This window comes from Tumebacillus lipolyticus, from assembly GCF_042682745.1.
GTDB lineage: Bacteria > Bacillota > Bacilli > Tumebacillales > Tumebacillaceae > Tumebacillus_A > Tumebacillus_A lipolyticus.
Genome location: NZ_JBHUIO010000009.1, coordinates 288299 through 302383, shown reverse-complemented (window position 1 = coordinate 302383; position 14085 = coordinate 288299). Strand labels below are relative to the sequence as shown.

The 14085-nt window shown below is 53.5% G+C and carries 17 protein-coding genes; all 17 read left to right on the top strand.

Going from position 1 to position 14085, the window contains the following annotated elements; all coding sequences use genetic code 11:
* Positions 1-13: 13 nt before the first annotated feature.
* The 17 genes from ACFSOY_RS15390 to ACFSOY_RS15310 all read left to right on the top strand — a co-directional run bounded on the left by ACFSOY_RS15390 (position 14) and on the right by ACFSOY_RS15310 (position 14082).
* A complete protein-coding gene (locus tag ACFSOY_RS15390) occupies positions 14-424 on the top strand; it encodes a flagellar hook capping FlgD N-terminal domain-containing protein (protein ID WP_386048084.1) in 411 nt (136 codons plus the stop codon).
* Between the two features lie 23 nt (positions 425-447).
* Complete coding sequence (locus ACFSOY_RS15385; protein WP_386048082.1) at positions 448-840, top strand: TIGR02530 family flagellar biosynthesis protein; 393 nt, start codon at positions 448-450, stop codon at positions 838-840.
* Between the two features lie 76 nt (positions 841-916).
* Positions 917-1726 (top strand): flagellar basal body rod protein FlgG, encoded by an 810-nt coding sequence (gene flgG / locus ACFSOY_RS15380; protein ID WP_386048080.1) that lies wholly within the window; start codon positions 917-919, stop codon positions 1724-1726.
* A 21-nt stretch (positions 1727-1747) separates the two neighbouring features.
* Positions 1748-1981, top strand: a complete 234-nt coding sequence (locus ACFSOY_RS15375; protein ID WP_386048078.1) for a flagellar FlbD family protein — start codon at positions 1748-1750, stop codon at positions 1979-1981.
* On the top strand, positions 1968-2402 hold the full coding sequence (locus ACFSOY_RS15370) for a flagellar basal body-associated FliL family protein (RefSeq protein ID WP_386048076.1): 435 nt from the start codon (positions 1968-1970) through the stop codon (positions 2400-2402). Before ACFSOY_RS15375 ends, ACFSOY_RS15370 begins: the two co-directional genes overlap by 14 nt.
* Positions 2403-2434: 32 nt before the next feature.
* Positions 2435-3439 carry a flagellar motor switch protein FliM gene (fliM, locus tag ACFSOY_RS15365; RefSeq protein ID WP_386048074.1) on the top strand — a complete coding sequence of 335 codons (1005 nt, stop codon included), beginning with the start codon at positions 2435-2437 and terminating at the stop codon, positions 3437-3439.
* On the top strand, positions 3432-4727 hold the full coding sequence (fliY, locus tag ACFSOY_RS15360; RefSeq protein ID WP_386048072.1) for a flagellar motor switch phosphatase FliY: 1296 nt from the start codon (positions 3432-3434) through the stop codon (positions 4725-4727). The genes fliM and fliY overlap by 8 nt, the downstream gene beginning before the upstream one ends.
* A 17-nt stretch (positions 4728-4744) precedes the next feature.
* Complete coding sequence (locus ACFSOY_RS15355; protein ID WP_087457825.1) at positions 4745-5107, top strand: response regulator; 363 nt, start codon at positions 4745-4747, stop codon at positions 5105-5107.
* 146 nt (positions 5108-5253) lie between these two features.
* Positions 5254-5775: a flagellar biosynthetic protein FliO gene (locus ACFSOY_RS15350; protein WP_386048069.1), complete on the top strand. Its 522-nt coding sequence runs from the start codon at positions 5254-5256 to the stop codon at positions 5773-5775.
* On the top strand, positions 5772-6536 hold the full coding sequence (gene fliP, locus ACFSOY_RS15345) for a flagellar type III secretion system pore protein FliP (protein WP_386048067.1): 765 nt from the start codon (positions 5772-5774) through the stop codon (positions 6534-6536). The genes ACFSOY_RS15350 and fliP overlap by 4 nt, the downstream gene beginning before the upstream one ends.
* 19 nt (positions 6537-6555) lie before the next feature.
* Positions 6556-6825 (top strand): flagellar biosynthesis protein FliQ, encoded by a 270-nt coding sequence (fliQ, locus tag ACFSOY_RS15340; protein ID WP_386048063.1) that lies wholly within the window; start codon positions 6556-6558, stop codon positions 6823-6825.
* 16 nt (positions 6826-6841) lie between these two features.
* On the top strand, positions 6842-7636 hold the full coding sequence (gene fliR / locus ACFSOY_RS15335) for a flagellar biosynthetic protein FliR (RefSeq protein WP_386048062.1): 795 nt from the start codon (positions 6842-6844) through the stop codon (positions 7634-7636).
* Positions 7633-8709: a flagellar biosynthesis protein FlhB gene (flhB, locus tag ACFSOY_RS15330; protein ID WP_386048060.1), complete on the top strand. Its 1077-nt coding sequence runs from the start codon at positions 7633-7635 to the stop codon at positions 8707-8709. The genes fliR and flhB overlap by 4 nt, the downstream gene beginning before the upstream one ends.
* A gap of 17 nt (positions 8710-8726) precedes the next feature.
* On the top strand, positions 8727-10760 hold the full coding sequence (flhA, locus tag ACFSOY_RS15325; protein ID WP_386048058.1) for a flagellar biosynthesis protein FlhA: 2034 nt from the start codon (positions 8727-8729) through the stop codon (positions 10758-10760).
* Positions 10760-12127 (top strand): flagellar biosynthesis protein FlhF, encoded by a 1368-nt coding sequence (gene flhF / locus ACFSOY_RS15320; protein ID WP_386048056.1) that lies wholly within the window; start codon positions 10760-10762, stop codon positions 12125-12127. The genes flhA and flhF overlap by 1 nt, the downstream gene beginning before the upstream one ends.
* Positions 12120-12992: a MinD/ParA family protein gene (locus tag ACFSOY_RS15315; RefSeq protein ID WP_386048055.1), complete on the top strand. Its 873-nt coding sequence runs from the start codon at positions 12120-12122 to the stop codon at positions 12990-12992. Before flhF ends, ACFSOY_RS15315 begins: the two co-directional genes overlap by 8 nt.
* A 28-nt stretch (positions 12993-13020) precedes the next feature.
* Positions 13021-14082: a protein-glutamate methylesterase/protein-glutamine glutaminase gene (locus tag ACFSOY_RS15310; protein ID WP_386048053.1), complete on the top strand. Its 1062-nt coding sequence runs from the start codon at positions 13021-13023 to the stop codon at positions 14080-14082.
* Positions 14083-14085 lie beyond the last annotated feature (3 nt).

The following is a 14085-nucleotide window of genomic DNA, read 5'->3' as shown; positions in this document are numbered from 1 at the left end:
AGGAGTTGGCAAAGTGGCGAATCCAATTCAAATCGACAACTCGCACCGCTATGAATCGCGCCCTGACCGAGAGATCAAGCGAGAGCTCGATCAGGATGCATTTCTGAAAATCCTCTTCGCACAGCTGGCGAATCAAGATCCGACGCAACCGATGCAAGACCGAGAGTTCATCGCGCAGATGGCGCAGTTTTCTTCGCTGGAGCAGATGAACAAAGTTGCTACTGCCAACCTTTTGGTGGTGCAGATGAGCGCGGTGTCGCTCGGGTCGTCGATGCTTGGCAAAACAGTTTCCTATCCGGGGGCTGATGGGAAGGCGGTCACAGGGGTAGTGGCAGCTGTCAAAATGGTGGAAGGCGTCGTGAAAGTGCAAGTGGGCGAAGAATTAGTTGACCTGGCTGCAATCGAAACGATAAAAGCTGAGTAACCTTCGAGCAGGGGGTGGGGAACGTGAGCCAAAATTGGCTCCTGCGGCCTGTGTCGAATCCGATCGCTCTCGACCGCGAGATCGCATCGCGCAAGGTGAGGCCAGGCAGTACAGGGGGAACTTCATTTCAAGAGGAATTGAGCAAGAGCCTTGCGAAGCAGCAAGGGGTTACCTTTTCCGCTCATGCCCTTGAGCGCTTGCGAGTTCGCAACATCAGACTTTCGCAGGATGATCTCAATCGGCTGGGAGATGCGGTCGACAAGGTGGCTGCAAAAGGCGGACGGGAATCGCTGGTGATGTACAAAGACACCGCCTATGTGATCTCGATCAAAAACAGAACGGTGATCACGGCGGTCGATTCTGCACACATGAACGATCATGTCTTCACAAAGATTGACAGCGCAGTTTTTGCGTAGTGGGCTGGACCACGATGTGGATGCCCGAGGCCGCTGACCGACCGATGCGGCTCCAAACATAAGGAGGGACTCTTCGATGCTTCGTTCCATGTACTCAGGTATTTCCGGTATGAGAGGGTTTCAAACAAAACTCGATGTGATCGGCAACAACATCGCAAACGTCAACACCGCCGGCTTTAAAGCTGGTCGCGTCATGTTCAAAGACATCATCAGCCAAACGATTGCAGGCGCAGGCGCACCGAACGATATGTTCGGCGGGACCAACCCGCAGCAGATCGGCCTCGGTTCGACGATCTCGGCGATCGATACGATCATGAACAACGGGGCGCCGCAGGTGACCAATCGCATGCTCGATTTTGCGATCACCGGCGAAGGTTTCTTCACCGTCGTCAATGAGAACAACGAGATGTTTTACACGCGCTCTGGCAACTTCTATTTTGACCAAGATGGGTATCTGGTGAATGCGGATGGTTGGAAAGTGGCTGACAGCGGCGGCGCACCGATCCAAGTGGACGATATGTCTGCCGTCAAATCGTTCTCCTTCGATAGCAAAGGCGTGCTGACCGTCGTCGACGGTGCAGGCCAAGCGACGACGCTCGGCCCGATCGGCCTGACCAAGTTTGGCAATCCGTCCGGCCTCGAAAAAGTTGGCGGATCGCTGTACAGAACTTCTCCGAACTCCGGCGAACCTGTGCTGGCAGCACCTGGCGATCCGGCAACGGGTACCGGTCTGCTCCAAGTCGGGGCGCTGGAGATGTCCAACGTGGATCTCACCAATGAGTTTGCAGAGATGATCGTCGCACAGCGCGGCTTCCAAGCAAACTCCCGCATCATCACCACTTCTGATGAAATCTTGCAAGAAGTTGTCAACCTCAAGCGCGGTTAATTTCAGAGGTGAGGTGAGCATATGATCCGGGTCACCAGGTTCAATCATTCCACAGTCTATCTGAACGCGACGCTGATCGAGTCTGTGGAAGCAACTCCCGATACGGTGATCACACTGATCACCGGGAAAAAATTTGTCGTCGCTGAACCGATCTCGGAAGTGCTCCAGATGGTGGAATCCTATTACCGAAACGTCGGGCTTGTCTCTGTACAAGCCCGGCAATTGAACGCGGAGGGTACCGATGTTTCGAAATAAGACGCTCAATATTGTACTCATTCTGATCATCGCAGTGGCATTGCTCGGCATCGTCGGGATCGTCGCTTACAAGACGTTCCTTCCGGCAGCTGGGCAAGAGGAAGTTGTACCGTCTGCGAAAGAACTGTTGGACAGCCAGTATGAGATCGGCAAGATGACCACCAACTTGGCTGGCGATGCGCTGATTCAAGCTACGATCGCCATTCAGAGTGACAGCAAGGCCGCGATGAAAGAAATCGAGCAGAGAAAAGCGCAGATCAAGGACATCATCAACTCGACCTTGCACACGACCACACAAGCTGATATTGAAAAGGCGGACGGCTATCAAAAGCTGAAAGTTCGGTTGGTTGAAGCGATGAACAAAGTGATGCTCGAGGGAAAAGTCACCGACGTCTACATCTCCGACATCGTCGTGCAATAGCACAACCCGTTACAAAAAGGAGGTGATGACAGATGGCTGAGGTCTTGTCGCAAGGTGAAATTGATGCGCTGTTATCTGCGCTCTCATCTGGTGAATTAACAGCGGAGGAAATTCGAAAAGAAGACACTGACCGCAAGATCAAAGTATACGACTTTAAGCGTGCGATGCGATTTTCCAAAGATCATATCCGCAGCATCACGCGGATCTATGAAAACTTCGCACGCTTGCTGACCACATATTTTTCTGCTCAACTACGCACTTTTGTACACATTTCGGTCGTGTCTGTCGATCAATTGCCTTATGAAGAATTCATTCGATCCATCTCGAAGATGACGATCTTGAATGTGTTCAACTGTGCGCCATTAGAGGGCAAATTCGTCATGGAAGTCAACCCGAACATCGCCTACGCGATGTTGGACCGACTGCTCGGTGGGCCAGGTCAAGGGGCGGATGAGCTGCGCGACCTGACCGAGATTGAGATGACGATCATGGAGCGGGTGTTCGGAAGGGCGCTCGACAATTTCCAGGAAGCTTGGAAGCAGGTTGCCGACCTCGATGCGGCAGTCGATCATCTGGAAGTCAACCCGCAGTTCTTACAGCTCGTCTCACCGAACGAAACGGTGGCGGTCGTCTCCCTTTCGACGAAGATCGGAGAGACGACAGGGATGATCAACATCTGCATGCCCCATGTCGTGTTGGAGCCGATCGTTCCCAATCTTTCGGCCCACTACTGGATGGGCAGCATGAAGACATCCAAAGACTACAGCGAGGATTGGGAAGCCATCCGTCAGAGCCTCGGCAATACTGACGTGCCGCTGACTGCAGAGCTTGGTAATTCCTCGATCTCAATCGGCGAGTTTCTTTCGCTTAACGTCGGGGATGTGATCACCTTGGATCAGGATATCAATGCCAAGGTTCAGCTTCGAATCGGCAACCGCGTCAAATTTGTCGGGCAGCCGGGAACGGCGCGCGGCAAAGTGGCCGTGCAGATTACGCAAGCAATAGAGGATGACGAAGGAGTGGGCGCTGATGAATAAAGATGTCTTGTCGCAGCAGGAAATCGATGCCCTCCTCAGCACGAATGACGGAGACAGCGTGGGCTCGAATGATCTAAACATTGGGAACTACCTTTCAGAATTTGAAGTGGATGCGCTAGGCGAGGTCGGAAATATCTCGTTTGGCACAGCGGCAACAGCGCTTTCCACCCTCTTGCGTCAAAAGGTGGACATCACGACACCGAAAGTTTCATTGGTCGCACGCGACCAGTTGAGCCACGATTTCCCGCTGCCGCACGTTGCGATCAAAGTCGAATACACGGATGGTTTCATCGGGGCAAACGTCCTCGCGATCCGCGTGGAAGATGCGCAGGTGATCGCAGATCTGATGATGGGCGGCGATGGCAAATCTGCGCCGGCTGAGCTGAATGAACTGCACCTCTCTGCGGTGGCCGAAGCGATGAACCAGATGATGGGCTCTGCGTCCACTTCGATGTCGACAATTTTCGACATGTTGGTAAACATCACACCTCCCGATGTAGATGTGATGGATTTTGATAAAAAAGAATCGGTCAGCCTGTTCCCGAAAGATGAGGTTCTGATCAAAATTTCATTCCGTTTGATCGTCGGTGACTTGATCGATTCACATATCATGCAACTGGTTCCGATCTCGTTTGCGAAAGATATGATCAACAAACTGACGGGTGGAATCGGCGAATCCGATCCGGAGCCTGCACCCGCTCCTGCACCTGCTCCTGCACCGGTTCACATGGAGCCAGCCGCTCAACCTGCTCCTCCGGTGATGTCACAGTCAGAGGTTGTACCGCACGCGATGCAGGCAGCACCTGCGCCACAGGTCGCTCCGAGCTATCCGCCGCAACAGCCGGTCTATGCGGAGTATCCGCCAGCTCCATATCCGCCCTATCCGCAACAGTACGCATATCCGCCACAAGGGTACGCACATGCGGAGGCAGCGGCGACGATGGCAGCGCCGCGACAGCAGCCGAGCGTAAACGTCCAGCCGGTTCAATTTGCTTCGTTCGACGCGACGGCAGGCACAGGCAGCCAGCCGAGCAACCTCGACCTCCTGCTCGATGTACCGCTTACGATCACCGTGGAGTTGGGGCGCACCAAGAAGTTGATCAAAGACATCTTGGAGCTTGTTCCAGGTTCGATCGTTCAGTTGGATAAGCTAGCAGGTGATCCGGTAGACATCATGGTAAATAATAAGTTGGTGGCAAAAGGAGAAGTCGTGGTCATTGACGAAAACTTTGGTGTTCGGGTAACTGACATCATCAGTCCGTCTGAGCGAGTTCGTAAATTACAGTAATTAGGGGGAACCAAAAGATGTCTCATAAAATCCTTATCGTAGACGATGCTGCATTTATGCGAATGATGATCAAAGAGATTCTTACGAAAAACGGATATACCGTTGTAGGGGAAGCACAAGACGGGGTGCAAGCGGTAGAGAAATACAAAGAACTGCGCCCAGATCTGGTGACGATGGATATCACCATGCCGGAGATGGATGGCATTCACGCGCTAAAGGAAATCCGTGGCTTCGATCCGAACGCCAAGATCATCATGTGTTCTGCGATGGGGCAGCAAGCGATGGTAATCGATGCCATTCAAGCGGGTGCAAAAGACTTTATCGTCAAACCGTTCCAAGCGGATCGCGTCGTCGAAGCGATCAAAAAAACGCTGAGCTGATCGATCCCTTGCGTCAACAATTGAGAAAGGGTGGGGTCATGCGACCAAAACTACGTAGTCTTGTTGCTTGGTCTGTTGTTGCGGGCGCTGTCTGGTTGTCGTCCCCCCCTCGCGTGTTGGCAGATGGTGAAAGCGTGGAGAACCTGTTGAAGAAAGATGCCCCGGCCACCAATTTCCAAGGGGCTGCTGCCGATGGCGGTTCGATGATATGGTCAATCCTGCAGCTGTTGTTTGCACTCGGGATTATTATTGCCATCATCTATCTGCTCATTCGATTTCTCTCCACGCGCACCAATCTCACACGCGGAAATGCGGTTCAATCGCTCGGCGCTCATTCGCTCACCACCAATCGCTCTGTGCATGTGATCGCCTTGCATGACAAGGTCTATGTGCTGGGCGTGGGCGATGATGTCACGCTGCTCGATACGATTGAAGATGCGGAAGCGGTCAAGCAGATGAAGGAATCGTCGGAGCAGCAGAGCGGTGGGAACGCCGGAGTCCTTAGCTTCGGTGATCTGATGAGCCGGCTGCGCAAGAAGCAAAAACCGATGGCGGAAGAACTTCACGAATCGGACCTCACATTCGATGCTGCGCTCAGAGAGAAGATCGATTCGCTCAAGAAGCAACAGCATCGGTCGTCGATGCGCTCGGAGGATGAAGACAGATGAAAAGAATTCAAGTTCTCCTCCTGCTCATTGTCGCGCTGTTTACGCTTGTGCTAGGCGATCAGCCTGCTCATGCGCAACAGAACATCGTCATCCCAGGCATCGACATCGGTGTGTCCACCTCGGACAATCCGGAAGCGGTCTCCACGAGCATTCAGATCATCATGATGCTGACCGTGCTGTCGCTCGCACCGTCGATCTTGATCTTGATGACCTGTTTTACGCGGATCGTGATCGTGCTGTCATTCGTTCGTAACGCGCTGGCGTTGCAGCAGATGCCACCGACACAAGTGCTGATCGGTCTCGCCTTATTTATGACTCTTTTTGTCATGTATCCAACCTTACAGCAAATCAATGATCAAGCTTTGCAACCGTATCTAAATGGTTCGCTTCCGCAGGCAGAAGCATTGGAACAAGCGGCAATTCCACTGAAGCATTTCATGGCGAAACAGACTCGTGAACAGGATTTGCGGCTGTTTTTAGATTTCCGCGATCAACCGATGCCGGAATCTGTCGAGGAGATACCGATCTCCACGCTCGTCCCCGCCTTTACGATCTCTGAGCTTAAAACCGCGTTTCAGATCGGATTTATGATCTTCATTCCTTTTCTGATCATCGATATGGTGGTTGCCAGCGTGCTGATGTCGATGGGGATGATGATGCTGCCACCTGTTATGATCTCCATGCCGTTTAAAATCTTGCTGTTTGTCTTGGTCGATGGTTGGTACCTCGTTGTGAAGTCACTTTTGATCGGATACCAGTGAATGGAAAGGTTGATTGGGAGTGAGCGCGGACTTTATCATCTCACTTGGACAAAGCGCGATCTTGACTCTGCTCAAGATGTGCGCCCCGCTGCTAGGCATCGGGCTTCTCGTCGGTTTGGTGGTCTCTGTCTTTCAAGCGACCACTCAGATTCAAGAGCAATCGTTGCAGTTCATCCCCAAGCTGATCGCCATCTTTGTCGCGATGATCGTGTTTGGACCGTGGATGCTGTCATTAATTTTAGACTTCACGAGAAACATCTTTGGAAATCTAAACTCGTTTATCGGATAGAAGGGGTGGCATCTACATGTTAGGTATTGTCGTTAACTATGTAGAAGTGTTCACCCTTGTCTTAGTTCGGGTTTCAAGTTTCTTCTTTTTGACTCCGTTCTTCGGCGCGCGGAACATTCCGATGCAGGTGAAAATCGGTCTGGCATTGGTGCTCGCGCTGTTGCTCACACCAGCGCTCGCCGTATCAGAAGCAGGTCAGCTCTATGCGGGCATGGGATTTGCTGAGCTCTTGCTGATCATCCTCAAGGAGTTTATGGTAGGGGTCGCCCTCGCGATGGTGGCCGCCTTTATCTTTGCGGCGATACAGGTGGGCGGCATGTTTATCGACATGCAGATCGGCTTTGTGATGGCAAACGTTTTCGATCCGCTGACAGGAGCTTCTGCTCCGATCACCGGGCAATTCAAATATGCGCTCGCGATCTTGCTGTTCTTAGGGCTGGATGGGCATCATGGGTTGCTGGCAGCGCTGTTGCAAAGCTATGAATTTTTGCCGCTCGGCGCGTTTACACTCTCGGACAACCTGCTCTCCGTCCTGATGGCAACGTTTACGATGATGTTTCTGCTCGGCTTTAAGATTGCGATCCCGATCGTGGCTGCGCTGTTCCTGACCGACTTGGGCCTCGCCATCCTGTCGCGAGCAGTTCCGCAGATGAACGTGTTTGTCATCGGGATGCCTGCCAAGATTCTGATCGGGTCTGCGATGATCGTCATCGCGATGCCCGCATTCGTCTATCTGCTTCGCGGGCTGTTCCACACGATGTACGGCCAACTGGACACGCTGCTGCGAGTTGTGGGAGGCGTCGCGTCATGATTCGTCTGAACCTTCAGCTGTTCGCCGGTGAAAAGACGGAAAAAGCCACTCCGAAGAAGAAGCAGGATGCCAGACAGAAAGGGCAGGTTGCAAAAAGTCAGGAGTTCGGCCAGGCGATCGTGCTGCTCGTTGGATTGCTTTGCGTCAAGCTGTTGTCCGGCACGTTTCTCGAAGAGCTGATCGATCTGCTTCGACTTCAGCTGACCAACGGGTTTACCGTTCACCTGACCGAACAGACGATCGCTCAGCTTTTTCTCAGCCTCACGGTGACGGTGGCGAAGCTCGTGCTGCCAATCGCCGGCGCTGTCATGGTCATCGGCGGTTTTGTCGCCTATTTCCAAGTCGGTTCGCTGTTCACCACCAAGCCTCTTGTGCCCGACCTCAAAAAAATTGACCCGATCAAGGGCTTTAAGCGCATGTTTTCGATGCGGTCTCTGGTCGAGTTGGTCAAATCGCTTTTAAAGATGACGATCGTTTCGGTCATCGTGTACCTGGAGTTGTCGAGCGATTGGAAGCGAGTGACACAGCTCGGGTCGATGGAAGTGCTAGACATGCTTCGCGTCGTTGGAAGCATCGCCTTTTCGATCTTTTGGAAAGTCGGGGTCGCCATCCTCGTGCTCGCCATCTTTGACCTGTTCTATCAGCGGTTCGATTTTGAAAAGAACCTGCGGATGTCAAAACAGGAAGTCAAAGAGGAGTACAAGCAGACGGAGGGGAGCCCGGAGGTCAAAGGGAAGATCAAGGAGCGCCAGCGACAGATGGCGATGCGCAGGATGATGGCAGATGTTCCGCAAGCGGATGTTGTCATCACCAACCCGACTCACTTTGCCATCGCGATCAAGTACGATGCGGAGAAGATGGAAGCTCCCCAAGTTGTCGCGAAGGGCATCGATGAGGTGGCACAGCGGATTAAAAAGGTTGCCCAAGAAGCGAACGTCGTGACCGTGGAGAACAGGCCGCTCGCACAGACGCTGTACAAGACGGTCGAGATCGGCGAGACAGTTCCTGGAGAGCTTTTCCAAGCGGTCGCAGAGGTGCTCGCCTACGTCTACCGCTTGAAAGGTAAAGTCTAAGGGAAGGAGTGACCCGTTTGAAGCTAAAAGATTTTGGCGTCATCGGCGCAGTTATCGGAATTGTCATTATGATGGTCATTCCTCTGCCGACAGCTTTACTTGACTTTCTGATCATCATCAATCTAAGCATCGCGCTGACCGTTCTGCTCGTCGCGATGAACACAAAAGAACCGCTACAGTTTGCGATCTTCCCCTCTCTGTTGCTGTTGACCACGATGTTTCGACTCTCGTTGAACGTTTCCTCAACCCGTGCGATCCTCTCACAAGGGGAGGCGGGTAACGTCATCCATACGTTCGGAACATTCGTTATCGGCGGCAATGCGGTCGTCGGGATCATCGTGTTTTTAATCCTTGTGATCATTCAGTTTATCGTTATTACCAAAGGTTCGGAGCGCGTTGCAGAAGTAGCGGCCCGCTTTACGCTCGATGCGATGCCGGGCAAGCAGATCTCGATCGATGCTGACTTGAACGCTGGGCTGATCACCGAAAAAGAAGCGAAGGACAAGCGCCAGAAGATCGAGCGCGAAGCGGACTTTTACGGAGCGATGGACGGTGCCTCCAAGTTTGTCAAAGGGGATGCGATCGCAAGTATCATCATCGTGGTGATCAACATCGTCGCAGGCTTTATCATCGGGGTTGCGATGCGCGGCGAATCTGCTGCCGAAGCGATGCAGACCTATACGATCCTTTCGGTCGGCGATGGTCTTGTCACCCAGATTCCAGCGCTTTTGATCTCGACGGCGACCGGTCTTGTCGTCACGAGGGCTGCATCGGATGGCAACTTGAGCGACGATATCTTCAAGCAGTTGCTCGCCTACCCGCGCATGCTGTTCATCGTCGGCGCTGTGATCGCGATGCTCGGACTGTTCACTCCGATCGGCGTGCTGAGCACCTGGCCGATCGCCGGACTGCTCGTCTTTGGCGGAATTCAGATGCAGCGAACGATGCAGATCGAAGAGCTGCGCGAAGTAGAGCGGGAAGAAGAGGTCAGGCAGGATGAAGTTCGCTCTCCGGAGAGCGTGCTCTCCTTGATCCATGTTGACCCGATCGAGTTCGAATTCGGCTATGCGCTGATCCCGCTGGCAGATGTCAACCAAGGTGGCGACCTGTTGGATCGGGTGATCATGATCCGCAGACAGTGCGCGATCGAGATGGGACTGATCGTGCCGGTCATTCGGATTCGAGACAACATCCAACTGCGCCCGAATGAGTATGTGATCAAGATCAAAGGCAATGAAGTGGCGCGCGGTGAGCTTTTGCTCGACCACTATCTGGCGATGAGCCCGGGCGTCGAGGATGAAGCGGTCGTCGGAATCCCGACCAAAGAGCCGGCGTTCGGACTGCCGGCGCTGTGGATCGCAGAGAACATGCGCGAACAGGCAGAGTTTTCTGGATACACGGTCGTCGATCCGCCCTCTGTGGTCGCCACGCATCTGACCGAGGTGATCCGCACGCATGCGTGCGAACTGCTCGGACGTCAAGAGACGAAGCAGCTGATCGACTCGCTGCGTGAAAACTACCCGGCGCTGGTCGAAGAGGTGCTTCCTGCTCAACTGTCGATCGGCGAAGTGCAAAAGGTGTTGGTCAACCTGCTGCGCGAAAAGATTTCGATCCGCGATCTCGTGACGATCGTCGAGACGTTGGCCGACTACTGCCATTACTCAAAAGACCCAGACATTTTAACCGAGTATGTTCGTCAGGCGTTAGCGCGCCAGATCACCAACCAGTATCGCACGGCGAATGGACCGGTTCAGGTGATCACGCTGGCTCCGGCGATTGAGAAGATGGTGGTGGACAACATTCAAAACTCCGAACATGGAGCGTATCTTGCGCTCGACCCGCGCGTCTCTCAGCAGATCTATCAGCGGTTGGCAGAACAGGTGCAACACTTGGTAGCGCTGGGTCATTCGCCGATCCTGATCACTTCGCCAAACATCAGAATGCATGTGCGCAAGCTGATCGAGCGCGTGTTGCCAGATGTGACGGTGCTGTCCTTCAATGAGCTGGATGCGACAGTTGAAGTGCAAAGTGGAGGGGTGGTGAACCTGTAATGCTAGTGAAGCGCTATCTTGTCAAAGAAATGCCAGAAGCTGTGGCGATGATTCGCGAAGACCTCGGGAAAGACGCTGTCATTCTCTCGACGAAAAAAGTGCAAAAGCGCGGTTTTTTCGGACTGTTCCCGAAGACGCATATCGAAGTGGTGGCAGCTGCCAATGAGGAGCAGAGCGCACCGAGCGCGCCACAGCCACAACCGTTCAAACCCCGCCCGACAGCTACGAACGCCTATCAGCTTCAGATGGGTCAAGCTGCTCAGAATCAACCACCTACCCAAGAGCGGCCAGAGAGCGCTGCCCCTGCTGCTGTGCGCAACGAGAGAAGCGCAGCATCGCTCGGTCAGCTGCTGCAGAAGCAGGGAGAGGCAGCCTCTGCCATCCCTGCACTCGGTCAGCAAGGTGCGGAGGCAGTCTTGGCTGCGGACGCTGGTAGCGCCATCCCTCCCTTGAGCAAGCAGGGCGTTGCGCAAGCTCCGTCTGTGCAGGCGGAGGAGCAAGTGTTGCGAGAGGTTCAAGAGCTTCGCACCATGTTTCGCAACCTGCTGCATACCTCACCGCAACAGCTCGTTCCTGATTCGGTGATCAACGTCCGCAAACAGTTGATTCAACAGGATATCTCCGAGCAATCGGTCGATCGGTTAATTGAACGCGGAATTCGGAATTTTGCTCAGGTTCATGAGGTGAGCGAGCAGGAATTTCGAGGAGTTTTGACAAATTTTATTAGAGAGGATTTAGATCGCTATAGTCCTCCGTCTCAAATTGCCTTAAAAACAAGAGTGGTTGCGTTTATTGGCCCAACGGGCGTCGGCAAGACGACGACGATCGCCAAGTTGGCGGCAGAACAGGTGTTGACAAAAGGCAAAAAGGTCGGATTGATCACGACCGACACGTATCGAATCGCCGCTGTCGAACAGCTCCGCACATACGCAAACATCTTGGGCATCCCGCTCCAAGTGTGCTACGCACCTGAGGATATCAAGCGGGCGATGGGCGCATTTTCCGACTTCGATCTGATCTTGATCGATACGGCTGGACGAAACTACCAAAATCTTCTAAACGTTCAGCAATTGAACGCGTACCTTGAGGAGATTCAACCGGACGAAACGTACCTCGTGCTCTCGCTGACGACAAAAGCGGCCGATCTTGAGGCGATCGTCAGCAATTTTGCTCAGGTGCGAGCGGACAAGTTTCTGTTCACCAAGTCGGATGAGACGAGGACGTTTGGGGCGGTCTACAATCTGGTCACCCAATTTCAAAAGCCGCTTTCCTATATGACGACCGGGCAGAATGTCCCGGAAGACATCGAAGCGATCTCGACGGAAAGTTTGGCGATATTGCTAACAGGAGAAGTAACACATGAGTGACCAAGCTGAGCATCTGCGTTCCCTGGTCGCAAAGTCCCGCCACGAACCGCATGAAAAAGACACCCGCGTGATCATCATCACCAGTGGCAAAGGCGGAGTTGGCAAATCCAATTTTACATTGAATTACGCGCTTGGATTGGCTAAACATGGCAAACAGGTCGTCATACTCGATGCTGATGTCGGCTTTGCCAACATCGATGTCCTGATGGGGATCAAACCTCAGAAGACGTTGGCCGATCTGATTCAAAAGCGAGCAACGCTCGATGAGATCCTTGAGACGGGGCCGCACGATATCAAATTGATCGCGGGCGGTTCTGGTTTTCAAGAGCTGATCGACATCCAACCTGAGCAGTGTGACTACCTCTTGGAGCAGCTTGGTGCGCTACAGGGGGTTGCCGACTATGTGCTGATCGACACAGGTGCGGGGTTAAACGCACAAATGCTGCAATTGATCCTCGCCTCTGACGATGTGTACGTGGTATTGACGCCAGAACCTACAGCGATAACAGATGCGTATGCGCTGATCAAGATGGTGGTGAACCGCGAGCCGAACACGCGCTTACAGCTGGTGATCAATCGCGCGCAGTCGATGGCGGAAGGGAAGGAGACGGCTGAGAAGGTGCGGCTGGTAGCCGAGCGGTTTTTAGGTGTGGAGCTCTCCACATTCTGCGTGCTGCTCGACGACCCGAATGTCACCAAATCGGTCAGGCGGCAAAAGCCGTTTCTGCTCGCCTACCCGCACGGCCTGGCTTCACGATGCATCGAAGATGTGGTGCAAGCGCAAGTAAAGGGTGAACGCACCCGAAAACGATCGAATAAAGGAATGAAACAGTTTTTGCATCGAATGGTTCGACTGTTTCAATAGTACCCAGAATTGAGGGATGATTGACAGGATGAGCCCGATCAAAGTTCTCGTCTGTGACGATTCAGCTCTGATGCGTCGCATTATCAGTGATATCTTCCAATCAGAACCTGAGATCATGGTGGTTGGAGCAGCAAAAAATGGACTGGAAGCTCTCGAACTCATACCTCATTTAAAGCCTGATGTGCTCACCTTAGACATTGAGATGCCGATCTTAAACGGCTTGGAAGCATTGCCGATGATCTGGCGGAGATACAAATTGCCGACGATCATGCTCTCCTCGCTCACGCAAGATGGAGCAGAGGCGACGATCAAGGCGCTGGAGCTTGGTGCATTTGACTTTGTTGGGAAGCCTTCCGGGTCGATCTCGCTCGACCTGCGCAAAGTTGGAGAAGAGCTGATCGCAAAAGTCAAAGCTGCAGCCAAAAAAGATCAAGTGGTTCGGAGCACGACCTACTATCGGCCTTTGCAAAAGCCGATTCCTACACCTCCCAAACCGATGCGCTCCGAGAAGCGCGTAGAGGAGATCATTGCGATTGGCACGTCCACCGGCGGTCCTCGGGCCTTGCAAGTGGTGTTGTCCCATCTGCCGGCAGAGCTGCCAGCAGCTGTCGTCATCGTGCAGCATATGCCGCCTGGGTTCACCAAATCGCTGGCGACACGCCTTGACCACCTGTGCCAGGTGCGAGTTCATGAAGCGGAGCACGGTCAGATGTTGGAGGAAGGTCATGTCTACATCGCTCCAGGTGATTTTCACATGCGAATTGTAGAACATGGTCCGCAGACCTATCGGGCGGAGCTCTCACAGGAGCCGTCTGTCGGCGGGCATCGTCCAGCTGTCGACGTCCTGTTCGATTCGGTTGCCGATCTGCGCGATGTTCGCATCACCGCAGCGATCCTGACCGGGATGGGCGCTGACGGATCGAACGCGATGGTGAAGATCAAGGAGCGAGGCGGCCGAACGATCGCTGAGGCGCAGGAGTCATGTGTAGTGTTTGGAATGCCGCGTTCCGCGATTGCCAAAGGCTGTGTGGACAGAGTCGTTCCCTTGGATCGCATTGCGGACGAGCTAAGAAAACCGTGGAAACGCTAGGAG